15 protein-coding genes are annotated in these 19,179 nt (G+C 60.0%); 9 read left to right on the top strand and 6 right to left on the bottom strand.

Annotated features, from left to right (window positions below):
• Nucleotides 1-613 precede the first annotated feature (613 nt).
• Nucleotides 614-1,678, bottom strand: a complete 1,065-nt coding sequence (gene rfbB, locus ABIB95_RS44785) for a dTDP-glucose 4,6-dehydratase (protein ID WP_354248880.1) — start codon at nt 1,676-1,678, stop codon at nt 614-616.
• A gap of 12 nt (nt 1,679-1,690) precedes the next feature.
• Nucleotides 1,691-2,581 (bottom strand): glucose-1-phosphate thymidylyltransferase RfbA, encoded by an 891-nt coding sequence (gene rfbA, locus ABIB95_RS44790; RefSeq protein WP_212095421.1) that lies wholly within the window; start codon nt 2,579-2,581, stop codon nt 1,691-1,693.
• Between the two features lie 373 nt (nt 2,582-2,954).
• On the opposite strand from rfbA, the gene rffA reads away from it, so the two are divergent.
• Nucleotides 2,955-4,115 (top strand): dTDP-4-amino-4,6-dideoxygalactose transaminase, encoded by a 1,161-nt coding sequence (gene rffA / locus ABIB95_RS44795; protein WP_354248881.1) that lies wholly within the window; start codon nt 2,955-2,957, stop codon nt 4,113-4,115.
• Nucleotides 4,116-4,117: 2 nt separating this feature from the next.
• Here the strand turns inward: rffA and ABIB95_RS44800 are convergent, their stop codons facing one another.
• Nucleotides 4,118-5,911 carry a hypothetical protein gene (locus ABIB95_RS44800; protein ID WP_180672113.1) on the bottom strand — a complete coding sequence of 598 codons (1,794 nt, stop codon included), beginning with the start codon at nt 5,909-5,911 and terminating at the stop codon, nt 4,118-4,120.
• Nucleotides 5,912-6,520: 609 nt separating this feature from the next.
• On the opposite strand from ABIB95_RS44800, the gene ABIB95_RS44805 reads away from it, so the two are divergent.
• From ABIB95_RS44805 to ABIB95_RS44830, 6 genes are all read left to right on the top strand, one after another.
• Complete coding sequence (locus tag ABIB95_RS44805; protein WP_354248882.1) at nt 6,521-8,161, top strand: hypothetical protein; 1,641 nt, start codon at nt 6,521-6,523, stop codon at nt 8,159-8,161.
• A 132-nt stretch (nt 8,162-8,293) separates the two neighbouring features.
• The gene (locus tag ABIB95_RS44810; protein ID WP_166342817.1) at nt 8,294-8,989 is read left to right on the top strand and encodes a WbqC family protein; all 696 of its coding nucleotides are present in this window, start codon (nt 8,294-8,296) and stop codon (nt 8,987-8,989) included.
• A gap of 601 nt (nt 8,990-9,590) precedes the next feature.
• Nucleotides 9,591-10,568, top strand: coding sequence for a glycosyltransferase family 2 protein (locus ABIB95_RS44815; RefSeq protein WP_166342819.1), 978 nt, complete (start codon nt 9,591-9,593; stop codon nt 10,566-10,568).
• A gap of 23 nt (nt 10,569-10,591) precedes the next feature.
• Nucleotides 10,592-11,212: a class I SAM-dependent methyltransferase gene (locus ABIB95_RS44820; RefSeq protein ID WP_354248883.1), complete on the top strand. Its 621-nt coding sequence runs from the start codon at nt 10,592-10,594 to the stop codon at nt 11,210-11,212.
• On the top strand, nt 11,209-12,360 hold the full coding sequence (locus ABIB95_RS44825) for a class I SAM-dependent methyltransferase (protein WP_354248884.1): 1,152 nt from the start codon (nt 11,209-11,211) through the stop codon (nt 12,358-12,360). Before ABIB95_RS44820 ends, ABIB95_RS44825 begins: the two co-directional genes overlap by 4 nt.
• A complete protein-coding gene (locus tag ABIB95_RS44830; RefSeq protein ID WP_166342825.1) occupies nt 12,357-13,187 on the top strand; it encodes a phytanoyl-CoA dioxygenase family protein in 831 nt (276 codons plus the stop codon). The genes ABIB95_RS44825 and ABIB95_RS44830 overlap by 4 nt, the downstream gene beginning before the upstream one ends.
• A 5-nt stretch (nt 13,188-13,192) precedes the next feature.
• Here the strand turns inward: ABIB95_RS44830 and ABIB95_RS44835 are convergent, their stop codons facing one another.
• The 3 genes from ABIB95_RS44835 to ABIB95_RS44845 form a co-directional block, all read right to left on the bottom strand.
• Nucleotides 13,193-14,113, bottom strand: coding sequence for a glycoside hydrolase family protein (locus ABIB95_RS44835; protein WP_354248885.1), 921 nt, complete (start codon nt 14,111-14,113; stop codon nt 13,193-13,195).
• A gap of 8 nt (nt 14,114-14,121) precedes the next feature.
• Nucleotides 14,122-14,790: an acetyltransferase gene (locus ABIB95_RS44840; protein WP_166342830.1), complete on the bottom strand. Its 669-nt coding sequence runs from the start codon at nt 14,788-14,790 to the stop codon at nt 14,122-14,124.
• Nucleotides 14,791-14,968: 178 nt separating this feature from the next.
• Nucleotides 14,969-17,920, bottom strand: a complete 2,952-nt coding sequence (locus tag ABIB95_RS44845) for a M10 family metallopeptidase C-terminal domain-containing protein (protein ID WP_354248886.1) — start codon at nt 17,918-17,920, stop codon at nt 14,969-14,971.
• Between the two features lie 201 nt (nt 17,921-18,121).
• On the opposite strand from ABIB95_RS44845, the gene ABIB95_RS44850 reads away from it, so the two are divergent.
• Nucleotides 18,122-18,448, top strand: coding sequence for a hypothetical protein (locus tag ABIB95_RS44850; RefSeq protein ID WP_224517384.1), 327 nt, complete (start codon nt 18,122-18,124; stop codon nt 18,446-18,448).
• A 130-nt stretch (nt 18,449-18,578) separates the two neighbouring features.
• The coding region (locus ABIB95_RS44855; RefSeq protein WP_354248887.1) for a CaiB/BaiF CoA transferase family protein at nt 18,579-19,179 on the top strand (601 nt) is incomplete at its 3' end.

Here is a 19,179-nt window from a genome sequence, read left to right on the forward strand (position 1 = left end):
AAGCGCAACCGACCATTACTTCAATAGATCAGATCGTCGGTTGCTGGCCCAAGCGCAGGATCGGATCGCTCAATGAAGCCCGCGAGAGATATCATTCAAGTCAAACTCGCTAGGGCATGTTCGGTCATCTAATTGCATCGGACGCTCAAGAAAGATTGCCAGGAGATGAGGATGATGCTGCAGCCCGGCAACCCAGGATCCTTAAATCGCCAGAAAGCAGGAACCGGGCCTAACCGCCACGGGGGCGATCCTTCACCCGGCCGAATTGGCGCTCAGGGCGAAAGCCAAACTCTATTTGCGCTGAGAACCCATCGCTTTAGGATCGCTTCCCTGATCCGTCGGGTGTAATCGCGTCGGTGCCTGCTATTCGCGGGCGGCGCAAGGTGGTCCGATGCAAGTCCGAACCCGATGCCAAGAGATCACGTAAGCCATTTCTGCAATGGAGATATGACACGCGGATCTTGATGAGTTACCGCACCCTCGGCAAGTCATGGGTCCGGCTCCGCCTGCCCGTCGCGGTATTTTCATACCCGACAAGCGATTCACATTTCGGCCATCCCACCGCACCCGGGAGATGGAGCGCGACTGGCGAAATACGGGGCAAGGACGTCTTTCAGCCGAGACCGATCCGCGCGCGTCGGTAGCCGCGATCGAGAATGCCTTGCCACCATGCCCGGTTGTCGCAGAACCAGCGGACAGTTTTGGCAAGGCCACTCTCGAAATCCTCACGCGGCCGCCAGCCAAGCTCGCGCTCGATCTTTCCGGGATCCATGGCGTAGCGACGGTCGTGGCCGGGTCGATCGGCTACGAAGCTGATGAGGTCGCGGCGCGGAGCCGCGCCGCTGGGCAAGATTTCATCGAGCAGATCGCAGATGCGCACCACCACATCCAGGTTGGTCCGTTCGCAGCGCGCCCCGATGTTATAGGTCTCCCCAACGCCGCCACGCTCGAGCACTAACATCAGCGCGTCCGCGTGATCGGCGACATAGAGCCAGTCGCGGACGTTGCCACCATCGCCGTAGACCGGCAGCGGCTCGTTCGCTAGTCCGCGAATGATCATGTGTGGGATCAGCTTCTCGGGAAAATGATATGGCCCGTAATTGTTCGAGCAATTCGTCAACAAGGTGGGAAGGCCATAGGTCTCGCGCCAAGAACGTACGAGATGATCGGACGCTGCCTTGCTAGCGGAATACGGAGAGTTCGGCGCGTAGGGAGTCTGCTCGGTGAATAGACCGCTGGGGCCGAGTGACCCGAACACCTCATCGGTCGAAACGTGAAGAAATCGGAAGCGAGCGCGCTTCTCGGGCGTCAGGCGCCGCCAGTGGTGCAGCGCCTGTTGCAGCAGGGTAAACGTGCCCACCACATTAGTACTGATGAACTCCGCCGGGCCGTCGATCGAACGGTCCACGTGGCTTTCGGCCGCGAGGTTCATCACGGCATCCGGCTGGTATTTCTCGAATAGGCTCTGCAACCCGGCGCTTTCGCGGATGCATTGCTGCTCGAAAGCATAGCGCGGATGACCGGCCGCGCCCTGCAGGGAATCGAGGTTGGCTGCGTAGGTCAGCTTGTCGACATTGACAACGCGTGCGCCGCTATCCGAAAGGAGATGGCGGATCACGGCTGAGCCGATGAAGCCGGCGCCGCCGGTCACGAAAATAGTGGTCCCGTCAAAACGCATTCCGTCTCCGTTTCAGGAACCACCAACCTCGCGCCCGAAGAAGCGGTAGACCGACAACAGGTATTGGCCGTAGCTGCTCTTGGCGTTCTTCTGCGCCAGCTTCTCGAAGGCGGCCAAGGAGATGTAGCCATTCCGCAGCGCGATTTCTTCGGGACAGGCGATGCGCAGGCCCTGGCGCTGCTCCAGGATCTGAACGAAATGGCTTGCTTCGACAAGCGAGGAATGCGTGCCAGTGTCGAGCCAGGCCATCCCGCGGCCCATGACCCGTACGAACAGCTCTCCACGCTCCATATAGGCGCGGTTGACGTCGGTGATCTCGAGCTCGCCCCGTGAAGACGGCGCTATCCCGGCGGCGATATCGAGGACATCATTGTCGTAAAAATAAAGACCCGTCACGGCGATGTTGGACCGCGGAACTAGCGGCTTCTCCTCGATGGAGAGCACGCGCCCGCCGGCATCAAGTTCGACAACGCCATATTGCTCCGGGGTGTTGACGGGATATCCAAAGATCGTGGCGCCAGCCCCCCGCGCAGCGGCTTGGCAAAGCATTTCCGGAAGGCGATTGCCGTAGAAGATGTTGTCGCCGAGCACCAGAGCGACCGAGTCGTTTCCGACGAAGTCTCGGCCAACGATAAAAGCATCAGCCAGTCCGCGCGGACTTTCCTGATGAGAGTAGGAGAGGCGAAGTCCGATCTCCGAGCCATCACCTAGCAACCGCTGAAACAGGGGCTGGTCCTGCGGTGTCGTGATGATGAGGATGTCCCGGATACCGGCGAACATCAGGGTGGATAGAGGGTAATAGATCATCGGCTTGTCGAAGACCGGCAAAAGCTGCTTCGACACCACGGCGGTCACCGGATAGAGCCGGGAACCCGTTCCCCCCGCTAGAATGATACCCTTCATGAGTCCTCGAAGCCGCCCAACTACCAATATTAGTCGACACGCTCGCCACTTGCTAGTGAATGGCCTAGGCAGCGCAAGCCGATTCTCAACCTGCGATCTTTACAGCCGCTTCGGACCAAGGAAGCCGGAGGGAACGGGTTCATCGAAATAGCGCTCTTCGCAAGCAGGGCCGAATTGCGCTCGAGCGCGACATCACACCCTGACCTACGCACGGGATCGCGTTGATTATGAGGATGAACTATCATATTATTCATCGGTCATGCCAGTGCCGCGTTTCCGTTTCTCCGACAGGGATCATCGATCGGGCGGCGAAAGGCAGCCGGCCAACACCAGAGCCAAACGACCATTAAGCCAGTATCAGCGGGCACCCGCATTGACCTATATACCCTTTAACAAGCCCCATGCCACCGGCAACGAGCGCGGCTATATCGACCAAGCGATCGCTCATCGTCAACTCTCTGGGGACGGGCCGTTTACCAAGCGTTGTCACCAGTGGATCGAAAGCAAGACCGGTTGCGCAAAGGCGCTTCTGACCCACTCCTGCACGGCGGCCTTGGAGCTCGCCGCGCTGCTTGTCGACATTGAACCGGGCGACGAGGTCATCATGCCCTCGTACACGTTCGTCTCGACGGCGAATGCTTTCGTGCTTCGCGGTGCAGTACCCGTCTTCGTCGATATCCGCGCGGATACGCTTAATCTGGACGAGCGGCTCATAGAGGCTGCGGTCTCTCCGCGGACGCGCGCCATCGTCCCCGTTCACTACGCGGGAGTCGCCTGCGACATGGATTCGATCGCAGCAATCGCAAAGAGGCATGATCTCAGGATCGTGGAGGATGCCGCGCAAGGCGTGATGGCAAGCTACAAGGGCCGCGCACTCGGTTCGATCGGAGATCTCGGCGCGTTCAGCTTCCACGAAACTAAAAACATCATCTCGGGCGAAGGCGGCAGCTTGCTGGTGAATGACCGCAACCTGGTCCAGCGTGCTGAGATTCTGCGCGAAAAAGGCACGAACCGCAGCCGCTTCATCCGCGGAGAAGTCGACAAATATACCTGGGAGGATGTCGGCTCGTCATTCCTGCCGAGCGAACTGGCAGCCGCCTTCCTGATGGCTCAGCTCGAACAGGCACGCGAAATCACGCAAGGACGCCTCGCGATTTGGGACAGATATCACGATCTGCTCGCCCCGCTCGAACAAGCAGGCCTCATCCGCCGTCCGGTCGTGCCGGACGGCTGCGAGCACAACGCCCACATGTACTATGTCATCCTGGCGCCCGAGTTCGACCGACAGCACCTCTTCAGCGAGTTCAAAAATCAGCAAATCGGAGCAGTGTTTCACTACATTCCTTTGCATTCCTCCCCCGCCGGAACGCGTTTCGGCAGAACCCATGGAGAGCTGCCGCTGACTACATCGCTCTCGCAGCGGCTCGTGAGGCTGCCAATGTGGACCAGTCTCGACGAGACCCAGCAGCAACGCGTCGTCGAGGTGCTCGGGCGCCATCTACGAGGCCAGTCCAGAGACGCCGCCAGCCGCTAGCTCTATTCGCCTCGCGCGCTCTCGCAGGACGATATGGATGTGGCTTGGCTTCTGGCGGGTCGAAGAAGATGATAGTGCATCTTCGGGAATTGGGCGAACGTGGAATCGGATTCGATGGTTCCGACGTCCTGATAATCAGAACGGGCGTCTATTCCGACTTCTCTAAGGAAATCAGGCGGGATCGAACCCCGCGATGTCCCGGACGACAAGATCCAGGATGCGCCGATTGCCGCACAGCTCTCCCAACTAAGCCCCGCCAGCACGAACTTCGCGGATCCTGGATAGCCTCCGAGGGTCCAGCCAACGCCTAGCGGACGAGCGCCCAGAGCGTAAACCAGTCCGGGACTTTCTCCTGTGAGATCGAGCATCGGCTGACCGGCTTCGAAACCGCCTTCCGCAGCAAGGCGATGCAGACCGGAAATCAGCGCTCCACGTTGCTCGGTCAAAACCAGCCGGGTCCTTGCCGGACCAACCTCCGTGACGCGCCGTTGCAATCGCAGGGGCTGCGTCTGCCGGTATGGGAATTCGGTGGCGAGATGGACCAAAATTGTGGTGCCCACAAGCGACAAGGAACCGACGCAAAGCAATGGACGCCAAGTAGCTTGCGCGACGGCCAATCTGCATGCGGCGAGCAGACCGATCATAAGCCAGAAGAAGCCGGCGCGCCCCGCCGTCATCCAGCCATTGGCGTTCGTTCCCACAGCCAAGGCAAACGGAAGGAGGAAGAGTACACAAGCGGTGGCTATCGATTGACGGGACGGCCATGCTTTCAAGACAAGCGCGGAAGCGGCGGTGATGCCAGCGGCTCCCGCAAGCAAAAGATAGGTCTCCCCCGGCTCATCTGAAGCCTTGACGGCCACAAGTCCAAACAGAGCGAAGATCGAAAGTGCCGAGCTGAACAAGATGATCAACGCAGCGGCGATGCGCGCAGGAGGCGTCACGGTGAAACACAAGGCCCCTATTGTCAAATACGTGCCGAAGAGCGTGACAAACCTGACCTTCGCTTCGTGACTGAAGTGGAGAAATTCCGGGCTGAAACTTTTGAGTGCGCCGTCTTGAAAGGGCAACATCAGCTCGGCGAGCTTAAGACCGCCAGCCATCCGGTCAAAGAAAAGGTGCAAGGAAGAATCGATCAGCAAAGCAGCAGAGGCGAGCAGCGCGACTGCGGCGAAGGCGGCGACAAGGACTTCACGAAGCTGCAGCCGACCAGCTATCGCGGCATGCAGCAACGCGATGAAGGCAAGCGCCGCAGCGGTAGTCGGCTTCGCCAGAAACGCGCCCCCTCCTCCGAGGCCGATCAGCAGCCAGCCCGCCAGACGATATCGCGGCTCGCGAACGAGAGCGAATCCCGTTGCTGCAATTAGCAAAGACTGGAAGGTCAGGGTGTTGTAGTTCGGTGTTGGAAGCCAGAGTGCGAAGAACGAGAGCGATGCGACAGCTACGGCAAAGGCAGACGCGATGACGGCCGCGCGCGTGCTTCGGGACACTAAACTCCAGGGCCCGAAGGCAGGTAGCACAATGGCCCAAGATAGCAGGAACCCAAGGCTGATTGAAATGAGAAGATTGGTGCCCCGCAAAAGCGACACGTCGCCGCCAACCAGCTTGTACAGCGGATGATAGACAAATCCGAACTGGGTTACCGAATATGGGTAGTTCCCCGGTTCGGCGATCGAGTGCAGGTAGAAGCCTTCGTCGGTCAAGTCGAACCCTGACCGACAGAGTAGCAACAGCCAGCTCATCAAACTTAGGCTCGCCAGCAGGACGCCAAGCAAAGCTGCCCATGAGGCGAAGTCCACCGGGCCTCCCCTTTTTTGCTCGTCAACCACTTCAACCGAACCTTTGCAATGAGACAACGTGCGCACTCTCGGTGCAATCGAAGAAGGTCGTTTAACGTCGGTTTGGGGCACCAGGGCTACCCCGTCCCATAGCGGATGAGATCGAGAGCCGGGCTGCGCTGAGCCGGCGTCGCAAGCAGCGCGATCGGACGCATCGTTCCTGGATTTCCCGCGAAATCGCCGGACCTGACATTAGGATATGGTGCTGTGGCAATCATGATTGCGGGGCCAGCTCAGGACACAGCGCGGCCGATACTGTTGGCCCGAAGCATTCAGACATCAATATTTCCCTACGATGGCCCACTATCAAAATACACTAGCGATGGCGAGGCTTCAGCGCCAAAGTAGATCCGGTCCGCGGCGTTATCAACCCACAGCGCCACCCACCAGCGGTGCGCCTCGCAGCCTTTCAGAGCAGTCGTACAAGGCATCCTTCACTCGATGTCGGCCGGCTGTTTGCCATGGCCTGCTCAATCCTCTATGACTCACCGGCCGGGTGGGAGCGGATGATCGGGTTGGCGGATCCGCCGCAAAGAGCGATAGCCGAGAAAGCGGCGGTTCTTCCAATCAATGTATTCAAACATTTCGATTACCTCACTCGTCTCTCCGAGCGCGGCCGGTCGCGGCTCATCGGCGGCCCGCGCATTGCTCACCGCCGCCGCGATTTCAATCGGCTGGACGATCCTGCTTTGCTCTGCCTTCGATCCCAGATGGGAAAGTAACGACGACGTCACGATGTCGATGGTCGCTCATGGCTACGGCATTGCCAGCTACGGTTCGGATCTTCTGTTCTTTTCCAACGTGCTGTGGGGCTCCTTCGTCCGTAGCCTCCCGATGATCGACGGCATACTCGGATACTCCATCGCGACATTGCTGTCGATGACACTGGCCAGCGGCGCGACCGCTTATTTTCTGTTGCGCCTGGGTGTTAGGCCGATCGTTGCCATCCTCGCCGTGATCCTCGTGTTCATGCGACCGACCCTCCTGCCGCAATTCACGGTAACAGCCGGATTGCTCGCGGTTTCGGCCGTGCTCGGCCTGCAAGCCTATTCTCGCCACGGATCTGTTCGCGATCTCGTCGCCGCATGCTGGCTTACCTTTCTCGCATTTCTGATCCGGGATCTCGAACTCGCGCTGGTCATGGCTGTTGCTCTGCCGCTGCTGCCCTGGCGCAAATTGGCCGACGCACGTCCTGCACGCTGGGCAGCGGCCGGACTTGTGATTTGCATCGCCGGCGCGACGATCACTGACGAGCGGGCCTACTCATCGCCGGAATGGCAGACCTTCCGGCAACAGAACGCGGCGCGAGCCCCCCTCACGGATTTCGGCGCGGCGAAGTTCATCCTGGATCGTCCCGAGCTCATGGACCGGCATGGCGTGTCCGCGAACGACGTTCGGATGGTCAGCGGTTGGTTCTTCGTCGACCCGCAGCTCTCCAATCCGGATTTGCTCCGGTCACTGATCGGCGAAATTCCCGCGAAGACGATGGTCGAAACAAATCTCGCGTCGAGCCTGCCTGTTGTTAACGCGTTGCCGCGGAGTCCGGAGCTGCTAGCACTGACATGTGTCGGGGCTTTCCTGCTGATGGTCTCGTTGAGGCCAGGCCTGCTGTTCGCCTGGTTACTCTTCTATGCTGCCATCCTCATATTTGCGGCGATTGGGCGCCCGCCGCCGGTTCGCGTCTGCTTCCCGCCGCTCGCGCTTCTGACGCTCGCTCCTCTGGCCATGCAATCGCGATTGCCACAGTGGAGGGGGATCGTTCTGGCAGCCGCCGTGATGGCCGGCGCAATTTTTAACGGTCGGTACCTCATCAGAGAGGCCGACGCGGACAACCGAGCCATAGAGCTCGCCCGGCATCAGAAATTTTCGTCATCGGATTCGACGTTCATTTGGGGCGACGCGCTGCCATTTGAGGCCGTGTTTCCGGTGTTCACACGCGAAGAGGAGGTCCGCTCAATCCGGTTCTACGGCCTGGGCGCATTGACGCTCGCGCCATTTTCCGTCCCCACCGCGGATGAAGCTGCAAACAGAGGCTTCCTGGTGCGATTGCGCTCCGAGGCGGGAATATCCCTGATCGCGGCACCGTCGCAACAGGCACTCCTGAACACGTATTGCATGGAACACTATGGGACGCCGCTGCGGACTCAGATTACAAGCAAAGGCGAACTATGGACCATCGTGAACGCCAGCTGCGCGGCAGCAACCGAATAAACGGTGCCGCTATCCGCCCTGACCGGCTGCCAAATCTGCCCTGAACGCGCTGGCCCGGCCTTTTCCGCAGCGCCGGAAAGGGCTAGATACCGCGCGTCTGGGTTTCAGGCGGATCTTATCAGGAACGGCAACTTGCGAATTTCGATCATCCAGTCCTGCTATATCCCCTGGAAGGGCTTTTTCGACCTTATCGGGCAGTGCGACGAGTATGTGATCTACGATCGCATGCAGTTCGTGAAGCGACATTGGCACAATCGAAATCGGATCAAGACCGCAAACGGCCTGGAATGGCTCACGATACCTGTCATCACGAAGGGACGGTTCGATCAGCCGATCGACGAGGTCCTGATCGAGAAATCTTGGGCCGAGAAGCACTGGCGAGCGCTCGAGCTCGCTTATCGCCGTGCACCGTTCTTCGAAGCTCTGGCGCCCCTTGTGAGGGGCTGGTATGAGCGCGCCGACAAGGAGACGCATCTCACGGCCGTCAACGAATTGTTCACGCGCGAGATCGCAAGTCTGCTTGGGCTGAGGACGAACATCGTCAGGGATATGGCCTATCCCGCAGACGGCGCCAAGACGGAAAGATTGCTCGCGATTGCAGCGGCCGCGGGCGCCCGGCGCTATCTCAGCGGTCCTTCCGCACGCGCCTACCTCGACGAAGCGCTGTTTGCCGCCGCCGGGATCGCCACCGACTGGATGAGCTACGACGGCTATCCGGAGTATCCGCAACTTCATGGCAGCTTCGAACATACCGTGAGCGTGCTCGATGTCCTCTTCAACACTGGTCCTGAAGCACCGCGCTTCATCGTCCCACAGACCATGGACTGAGTCCTAGGCTGCTCTTCAATGGCGAATGTGAAAAGCTCGAACGGCGCAGTGGTGAATGCCCTCCTTGTCATCAAAATTATTACAAGTTATTGAAATATTTAAACAATACTAGTTCGAAACCATCCCGAGCGTATGTCAAAATTCTGCATTCTCAGAAACCTGTCGACCGAATTGACCCATGGCATACCGGAACAAGGTTCGCGGAATACTGAGGTGGCAGGTTCCGCAGAGATCTGGACCGCTCCCTGCCCCTATGTCCCAGAATTACGATAACCGCTTCAAAAACCGTGCATTTCGCCGCGTTCATCACCGTGGTTGTCGGAGGTGCTGTAAGTTTGCCCGTCGAGTTTGCCTGTCGTATGACAGGTTGTTCGTTGGCCATCCGTCACGTCCTAACGGCATTTGCAAGATCGCGGCGTTCGCGAATTGCCTTAGTTTCGAAGAGAAGTTTGATGGATAGAGCAGAGCGCGACAGATTGCCCGGAGGCGAAGGTTTTGAACGGCAGTGCCCGCGACATAGATTCGTGTTCGCTCCATTGAAATGCCGGAAAGTCACGCACCACGCGCGCTCGGCCCTCTTCTGCGCACGGCGGAGCGGCAGATGAAAATCTCGATCGTCACGACTCTTTACCGATCGGCAGCCTATGTCGAGGAATTTTACCGGCGAACGATCGAAGTGGCACGCCAGATCACCGGTGAAATCGAACTAATAATGGTGAATGACGGCTCCCCAGACGACAGCCTGGAGAGGGCGCTGAAAGTGCAGAGATCGGATCCTCGGGTCATCGTCCTCGATCTTTCCCGGAATTTCGGACACTACAAGGCAATCATGACGGGATTGGCTCATGCCTCCGGCGAGCTCGTCTTCCTGATCGACAGCGACCTTGAAGAGCAGCCGGAAGATCTTGCGTCGTTCTATGAACGCTTTCGCCGGGGCGATTGCGACGTCGTGTACGGCGTACAGCAGACCCGACGCGGCGGTTTTCTGGAGCGCACCGGAGGCGCGGTGTTTTTCGCGCTCGTCGATGCACTCGGCGATCGACCGCTGCCGCGCAATCTCGTGACCTCGCGATTGATGACGGCCGCTTATGTCAAGGCGCTGGTCCGCCATCGCGACCGGGAGTTCGTTATGTCCGATCTCTGGGCGGTCACCGGGTTTCGACAAATCCCCATGACCGTCGCAAAGCTATCGAGCTCGCCGTCGACCTACTCGGTGTGGAGGCGGATCGATCTTGCGGTTAAGCACCTGACCACCTCTTCGACGCGACTGCTGTATCTCGTCTTCTACGCGGGGTTGTCGATCTTCTTCTCCTCGATCTGTGTCGTGCTCTACTTCCTGCTGCGCTACCTCACGAACGGAATCGGGGTGAGTGGATTCACCTCGCAGATTATTTCGCTGTGGTTTCTCGGAGGACTCATCACGCTGATCCTCGGCATACTGGGTATTTACATGGCCAGCATCCTGGCCGAGACCAAGCGCAGACCTTACACTATCGTGCGCTCCGTGCACCGGTCGTCCAGGCCCGCCGTGGAGCAGATGCAGCCCGCTTCCCTCCTTGATACAGAAGGCCGAGAGTGACAGACGCGAGCCAAGAACGAATCTTGTCCGATGTCGCGGCATACTATGCCGCCAGACTGGAGATGCACGGCGCGACGTCGCGGGGCGTCGATTGGAACGGCACCGAATCACATCAAATTCGCCACCGGCAATTTCTCCGCCTTATCGAGCACGATCAGGACGGATCGATCATCGATCTCGGCTGCGGCTTTGGGGATTTTCTGGGATTTCTCAGAAGCGCAGGCCATCGCGGACATTTCAGAGGGTACGATGTCGCGCGCAGCATGATCGAGGCTGCTCGCAAGGTTCACGGAGAAGGCGACGACCGGTGCTGGCATGTGGGTGCCTCCCCAGAAGCAACGGCGGACTTCGCCATTGCAAGCGGCGTATTTAACGTCAGGGGCGAGGTCAGGGACGAGGCATGGCTCGGCTACATCCGCCGAACCCTGGATGTGCTCGCCCGCGCCGGACGCAAGGGGTTTGGCTTCAACGTCTTGAGCCTGTCAAGCGATCCCGACCGGCGAAGACCTAACCTGTACTATGCCGACCCGACATTGATGCTCGGTTACTGCCTGTCGCGGTATGGGCGATCTGTCGCGCTCTTGCAGGACTACGGACTTTACGAGTTCACCGTGCTGGTGCGGCATCCGGAGACGAAGCCTTGATCGACGCGGCCTCATCGACCGCCCACTGTCCGCTTTGCAGCAGCGGCGCCGCCGCGCTGACGCTCCCGCATCCCAGCCGGTCGATGTTGAGCGACGGAAGAGTGATTCCCCGCGCACTGACCAAAATGTCTTGCCTTGCCTGCGGCTCGGCCTTCCACGCGTCGAGCGCGGCCGAAGTCGACATTCGCGCCATCTACGATGACGATTACACACTCGCCTCGGCTGCGCCGAAATCGGATGCGGCCCGGGCACGGGCGTACGGCGATTGGATCCGCGGCGAATTCAATCCACCGAGGTCCATTCTGGAAATCGGCTGCGGCTCGGGGGCGCTGCTGTCCGAGCTTCTGCAAACCTGGCCCGACGCGCATGCCTGCGGTGTGGATCCCGCCCTGCCGAAGACTACCCAGTCACAGCGGAACATCACGCTTGTTCGCGGATTTGTCGAGGACATCCCCACCGTCGCGGGCACCTTCGATCTGATCGTCGCCGTCAATGTCATCGAGCACACGACGAGCCCCAGCGCATTCCTCCGCTCCCTCCACGATCATCTTGCTCCGAACGGACGTATCGTCATCATATGTCCGGACGGACATTCGCCGAACGTGGAACTGCTGTTCTTCGACCATCTCTACAGCCTGACCCGAGACGGCCTCCGGATCTGCGGCAGAGGCGCGGCTCTGGCGGCAGAAAAGCAAATACCGGCGCCAAACAATATCGGCGATTTCCAGATGTCAGTCTTCACCGCGCAAACTGATAATAGCCATACGCCCCCCGCGGACGCCACCGATGCGGCGCGGCTTCATTCTGACCGGCAGTCGTACCTCGATGGTTGGCGAATGCTGGACCAGTTTCTGCTCGAGAGATCGCGATCCACTGCAAACCTGCTGAGCTTTGGTGCCGGCCAGACGGCGGCCCTGCTGCGGGCGTATGCGCCGCAAACCTGGGCACGCGTGGCCTCGCTCGTACTCGACGATCCGACCGAGGCCTGGAATCTGGGGCCGCCTGTTGCACTCTATCGGCATGCGGTCCAGACTCCCGGCAGGCCGACGCTGATCGCGACTACGCCTCGCGTTCAGCAGGCTGTCGCCAAGCGTCTGGAACGCGATGGCCTCTACCCTGTTACATGGAACGAACTGATACCCAGATGAACACGCCTCAGAACGAAACTCCCCGGCGCTATGGTGTCCTCCGGCAGGAACAATCGACGAACGAGATCGAGAGGACGTGCGAGTCCATCCGGCGGTTGGGATATGGCGTAATCAATGGCGGTTATGACCACGAACAGCTGGCAGCGCTGGCGGATGCATTTGACCGGACGCAGGAGCGTTATGCGACCCGCCACGGCGGCGTCGATGCGCTCAGATCAATCGACGAGCACAACACGATCCGGTTGCCGCTTGCGCACGAACCAGTCTTCCTCCAACTGGCCAGCAACGACAGAATCTTGGAGATCTGCAGCCGGCTGATCTCCGGTTACGCGGTGCTCAACCAGCAGAACGGCATCATCAATCCGCCAAATGGAAAGCCGTACAACCAGGGTTTATGGCACAGAGATCTGCCGTACCAGCATTTCGTATCTTCGCGCCCGCTGGCCATCAATGCGCTGTTCTGCCTCGACGCGTTCACGCTGGAAAACGGAGCCACGAAGGTGCTGCCGGCCTCACACCGTCAGGAGGACTTTCCGTCTGATGATTTCGTGAACACACAAGCCTTGCCCGTGGCTGCACCTGCGGGCTCGTTCATCGTGCTCGACTGCATGGTGTTCCATAGCGGCGGCGTCAACACGACGGTGAGACCGCGCCGCGCAGTCAATCATGTCTACACCATTCCGTTGATCAGCCAGCAGATCGATCTGCCGAGCGCCCTGGGAGATACGTTCACCTCCGACAGCAAGCTGCGCAGATTGCTCGGCTACGACGTGCGTCAGCCCGGATCGGTCGCCGACTACCTCGCGCAGCGACCAAAAAAGGCCTGACATTTTCAGTCGGAAATTGACCCTTCCCATACCGCAAGGCCAAAGCCGGTCGCCCCGTATCCGTTGCCGTTATGCGCCAGCCACAGGCGAGACTTGTGCCAGAACAGCGCGGGGTAGCAGGTCATCTCGCTATCCCATCCGTGCTCGGAAACACCAAGTCCCATCTCGGCATCGCACCGCTCCCAATTCAAGCCGCTGTCCCTGGATATCGCGGCGCCGATACGGTAGCTGGCGCCTCGGCAGGCAAAGCACATCAGAAGATTATCGCCGATTTTCACCACGCTCGGGCGCGCCAGCGCATATTCGGTTTTGTCCGCGAATCCAATCACCGTCTTGCCATCCCGCACCCAGCGAATTCCGTCGACCGATCGTGCCTGCTTGATCACGTGCTGCATATCGGCGTTGCCAACCGCCGGCGCGACATTTGAACCGTACCACATCCGCCAGTCGCCAAGACCGAACTGCAGCACGCAAGGGTAGGACAGCGTGTAGGGGTCTTCCGGCGAACGGTCCAGGATCGGACCGGGTGAGTACCGTGCGAATGCACCGCCCGAGGAAGAGGATCGCGCAAGCCCGATGGCATTTCGCCAGGGTGAGCGAATTCCGAGGTTCCAGCCCATATAGTAGATCGAAACCCCTTCGTCCGTGACGACGACGCTTCCAATACCAACCCCGCTGTCGTCGAACGCGCCGTCCGCTCCTGGTGCAAGCACGGGAGCTAGCGCGGCATCGCGGACACGAGGCGTGTCGCATACCTCAACATCCACCCATCCGACATGCGATTTCTTGTCCGCGTCGCGCGAGCTGAAGAAGAAGCGAAAAATGTCACCATCCAGATGGATCGGCGTAGGCAGTGCCGCATGACTGCGCGCCCAGGGCAGCGTTCCGCTCGAAGCATGGACAAGGCCCAGGCGCCGCCACGACATAGCGCGCCTCAGAGATTTCGAAGGCGGTTGCTGGGCACGGACGAGCGCTCGGACCCGCGCGGTGCAACCACCGAGAAGTCCGGCTGATCCTCCAGCACCAAAGCGCCGGCGCCGAGCACGCATTTCTTTCCGATCGTCACATGATCGCGGATCGTCGCGTTGACGCCCACGAAACTCCCCTGCCCGACTCGCACGCCGCCGGATACCACGACGTGCGAAGCGATGAACACATCATCCTCGATCGTCGAATGATGCCCGATATGGTTGCCACTCCATAGGGTCACATTGGCGCCGACCGTCGCGAACGGCTGGATCGTGTTGTCTTCGAGGATGAAGCAGTTCTCCCTGAGCTCGAAGCCGGGAAACACGGTCGCCCGGCTGCTCAGGTAGCTCGCGAGCCGATAGCCCTTTGTCCGCGCCGCCGCGACCTTCTCGGTCCGCACCGCATTGATCTTGGCGTAGCTGACGGCCACAAAGCAGTCGAAACTGGCGGGGGAAAACCTCTCGGCGACATCCTCGAAGGCTACCACCGGCCGTCCGCGAAACTCATGCTGCTTCAGGAACGCAGCGTCGACCGTGAATGCAGCAACCTCGTACTGCGAATCATGCGTGAAATAGAAATCGGCCAACTCGGCGATTTCACCCGTTCCAAAGACGACGATAGATTGCTTCTGCACGATATCTCCTACCGGAATTTCCTAGCGCGATTTTCCGCGCATCTCAATTACGAAGCAACTGATCGTCAACTCGCTCCATCCTACTCCGAAGAAATCCGCAACGTCCAACCCGATTGGTAGCGAGAGCGGAAATCAAAGGGCCGCCGACGTTAGCGCCGCCTGCATAACATCAGGTAGTTCAGTGGGACAGGATAAAGCCACCAAGCAGGTCTTGATGAAGCGGGAGGTGGTGCCCGCCGTCATCGACGACGGGTTCGCGGGAGTCCGACGCGTTCATCAGACCTCCCGCGTCGCTCGTCCAGAGTGGCAGTTGCGAGGTGTCGATGATGCTCGAGCTCGATTGCCCGCTGGCGCCAGCCGCGAAGATGAAGTGGTCTCCGGTGACAGTCGCTGTCGCCACGGTGTTCGAATGGCTGGGAACGCCGATCGCGCCATCCCCATTCAAGTCCTGCTGGAAGCTGATCTCCAGGTTCTGGAACGCGCTGGTGTTACCAGGCCCGGGCATGTAGAAATTTCCGGTGTAGTTGCCGCTGCTATCGGTGCTCCAGACCGAGTATTGGCCTGTGGCAGCGTTTTTCCAAGCCACCTCGTAGCCATTCGAAACCGTCTCGGCGCCGATCGGAACATAACTGCCGAATTGGCCGGCGGTGACCGTGGCCCCCTGGTATTTTAGCATCGGCCCAGTTCCGCCGGCTATGGGATTGAGGAGATAGTTGTTTCCCGAAGAGACCAGTGCGGTCGTTCCGATCGCCTCAATTACTGACGGAGGGAGCCCGATGGTCCCGTCACCATTTAGGTCTTGGTTGAAACTGCTCTCCAGAGCCTCGAGCCCCGCAGCATTGCCTGGACCAGGCATGAAGAGGTTGCCGGTATAGTTGCCGCTGCTGTCCGTGGTCCAGATCGAATATTGACCGGTGGACGCATTCTTCCAAGCTACCTCGTAGCCGTTCGAAATCGGCTCGACGCCGAGCGGCGTATAGCCGCCGAACTGCCCAGCCGTAACCGCAGTCCCCTGATATTTGAGCGTCGGCCCAGTTCCGCCGGCTACGGGATTGAGGAGATAGTTGTTCTCCAAAGAGACCAATGCGGTCGCTCCAATGGCCTCGATCGTCGAGGATATCGCCGAAGACGCGACTCCGATCGTACCGTCACCGTTTAGGTCCTGATGGAAGCTGGGCTCCAGGGTCTCGAACGCAGTATCGTGGCCTAAACCGGGCATGTAGAAATTGCCGGTATAGTTGCCGCTGGCATCCGTGCTCCAGACCGAATACTGGCCGGTCGTGGCATTCTTCCAGGCAACTTCGTAGCCATTCGAAACCGCCTCTGCGCCGATCGGAATGTAATCGCCGAATTGGCCCGCCGTGACGGCCACGCCCTGGTACATCAACTCGTGCGCGCTGCCGCCACCGACAGGGCCAAGAAAATAATGGGCGCCCAACCGGTCCAGCTCAATCGAACCAGCGGCCTCGACAACGAACGGAACAAGCGCGCCGATCAGGCCATCGCCGTTCAGATCCTGTCCAAAACTCGTCTCGAGGTTCTCGAACGCAGCACTATCGCCCGAACCCGGCATGAATAGGTTGCCGGTGTAATTGCCATTGGAGTCTGTGCTCCAGACCGAATATTGTCCTGTCGTCGTATTCTTCCAGGCGACCTCGTAGCCGCCCGAAATCTGCTCGGCGCCGATTGGAATGTAATCGCCGAACTGCCCGACAGTGATCGCGGGCCCACTATACTTCAGCGTCGGCCCTGTGCCACCGGCCGTCGGATTGACGTAATAGTTGCCACCCAGCTGCACCAGGCTGGTCGTACCGACCGCCTCGATCACGACTGGCGTGATCTGGCTGATCAGCCTCGCACTCGTCACCGTACCGTCGGCGAACTGGAAGCTTTCCACTCCCGTCACCGTATCGGTGCCGTCAGGCGAACCGGAGCGCTGATCGACCAGCGAAAATGTCTGCGTCGCCGAATTGTACGTGACGGCGTAATTGGCCTGACTGCCCGAATACACTGCCGTATCGGTGCCCGTGCCGCCAACAATGGTGTCGTTGCCGCCGCCCCCAGTGATCGTATCGTTGCCGCCGCCGCCGTTCAGCACGTTGGCGATGGCGTTGCCGATGATCGTATCGTTGCCGGAGCCGCCGGTGGCATTGTCGATGTAGGAGCGCGCGTCGTTGTTGTAGAGATAGGCGTTGTAGACGTTGCCTGAGGCGTAATGGTCGTAGCCGAGATTTTGGTTGTCGCCGAGATTGGCCCGTTGCACGGTTGAGAACAGCGACGTCGCGCCAGGATTGAGATTGATGCTCAGATTCGTCGTATAGTTGGACAGATCGTAGGTATCGATGCCGCCGCCGTCCCAGATCGTCTCGTAGATGCGGTTGGCCGAGTTGCCGGTGCCGCCGCCCGGCGCGAGTTGCCCGACACCGTTGATGAACTCCTGACCCGTGGTGGGATTCCAGGAGTAGACGGTGTTCCCGCCCTGGGTCGCGTAGTTCGCGCCGTACATCGTCTGGAGCGCGAGGATATCGTTGGCCATATAGGTCTGCGGATATCCGTAAGCCTCGTTGCTGTAGCCGGCGGTCGTCGAGGCCCCGACATAGCTGCGATAGCTCATGATGGTGTATTCGCTGTCGTCATGCGCACTCGGCACCGCGACATTGGCGGGGCCGCCGGTCTCCTGGCTGTGCTTGAGACCGAGAGCGTGGCCCAGTTCGTGCATCGCGGTCGTGAAATAATAATTGCCGAGCTTGGCCAGCGAGTAATTGTATTGGGTCCCGAACCAGACGTCGCCGCCGGCCGCATAGTCGCCGGGGTAGTAGGCGTAGGAGGTTGCGGGCTTCGACGACTGCGCGATCATGATGTCCGCGCCGTCGGTCCCCACGTACTGGATGCTGGCGTTGGTGTAGCCAAGTATCAGTCCGATCGCGTAGTTGATCGCCGCCTGCATCGCGCTTGGCGCCGCGGCGAAGCCAGACGATGTCGGCTCACTGTTGCCGCCGTAATAAGGATTGGAGTAGTCGCTGGCCAAGTCGGGAAAGCTATAGGTGATCGTGCCGGTCCACTTGTAGCCCGACAGCAAGCCGTCAATATCGGCGTTGTTGGTGGCACCAACGGTGACAGAATTAGCCAATGGTCTCTCCGGAGCAACGGATCACGCGATTCGCGGACGAAGGCGTGTGATTCTAGCTTGAGAGCTATACGTTTGGTTAAAATTCGGCAGCGGTCGCCGGCCCCCTTTCATAAGGCCGTATTAGCCATCAAATCAAGTAGCGGTACGCGCCGAGGGCAAGGATTCAGGTCCCGCCTGCGGGTATGATCTGTAAGGGAAATCATGAAACCAGGCCTATTTTCAGTCGGTCTCATCGGGGTCATGGCGGTGTTCGCCGGGCCGGATCGTCTGCCCATCGGAGAACAGCCCGCCATGGTCGGGAAAGCCAATGCAGACGACGGCGGCAGGGACAAAGGCAATGAAAGCGGTAAGGCGGGACGCGCCCCCTCCATGCCTATGGCCCGCGACCCCGCGGCGACGGTCACCCGGGAATACGAGACCGCGCGTCAGAACGGAACCAGGGAGGCGTTCGAGCTCTTCATTGCGCGTCACGGCGATGACCCGCTGGCCGAGCAGGCGCGCGACGAGCTGAAGCGCCTGTCGCGCTGATCCCTTCATGCAGCGCAGCAAACCGCACCAAGCACTGCATTTTGAAGGGCGGCATCCGCGCCGGCGCAGACTTGCCGCATGATGTTTCGGCACTATGGTGGCTCCGCAATCTGCCCCGGAGCCTTTCACGATGCCCTTTCCGCATGCCTCGGAAGCCCTGTCGCGCTTCACCGTGCTCGATCTGACCCGCGTCCGGTCCGGGCCCACCTGTGTGCGGCAGCTCGCGGACTGGGGCGCCAATGTCGTCAAGATCGACGCGCTGACCGAGGATTCCGGCGGCGAGCAGCCGGGCGGGCCGCGGCGAGGGTCCGACTTCCAGAATTTGCATCGCAACAAGCGGGCGATGACGCTGAACCTGAAGGACAAGCGCGGGCTCGCCGTGTTCAAGCGCCTCGCCGCCAAGGCCGACGTCGTGGTCGAGAATTTCCGTCCCGACGTGAAGAAGAAGCTCGGCATCGACTATGAGAGCCTGCGCGAGATCAATCCGCGCATCGTCTATGGCAGCATCTCCGGCTTCGGACAGGACGGCCCCTACCACAAGCGGCCGGGCTTCGATCAGATCGCTCAGGGCATGGGCGGACTTATGTCGATCACCGGCGCGCCGGGCGAAGGGCCGATGCGGGTCGGCATTCCCGTCGCCGACCTCACGGCCGGCTTGTTCTGCGCCATGGGCATCCTCACCGCGCTGCTCGAGCGCGAGGTCTCCGGCAAGGGACAGTGGGTGCAGACCT

The organism is Bradyrhizobium sp. LA2.1 (assembly GCF_040547725.1).
Classification (GTDB): Bacteria; Pseudomonadota; Alphaproteobacteria; order Rhizobiales; family Xanthobacteraceae; genus Bradyrhizobium; species Bradyrhizobium barranii.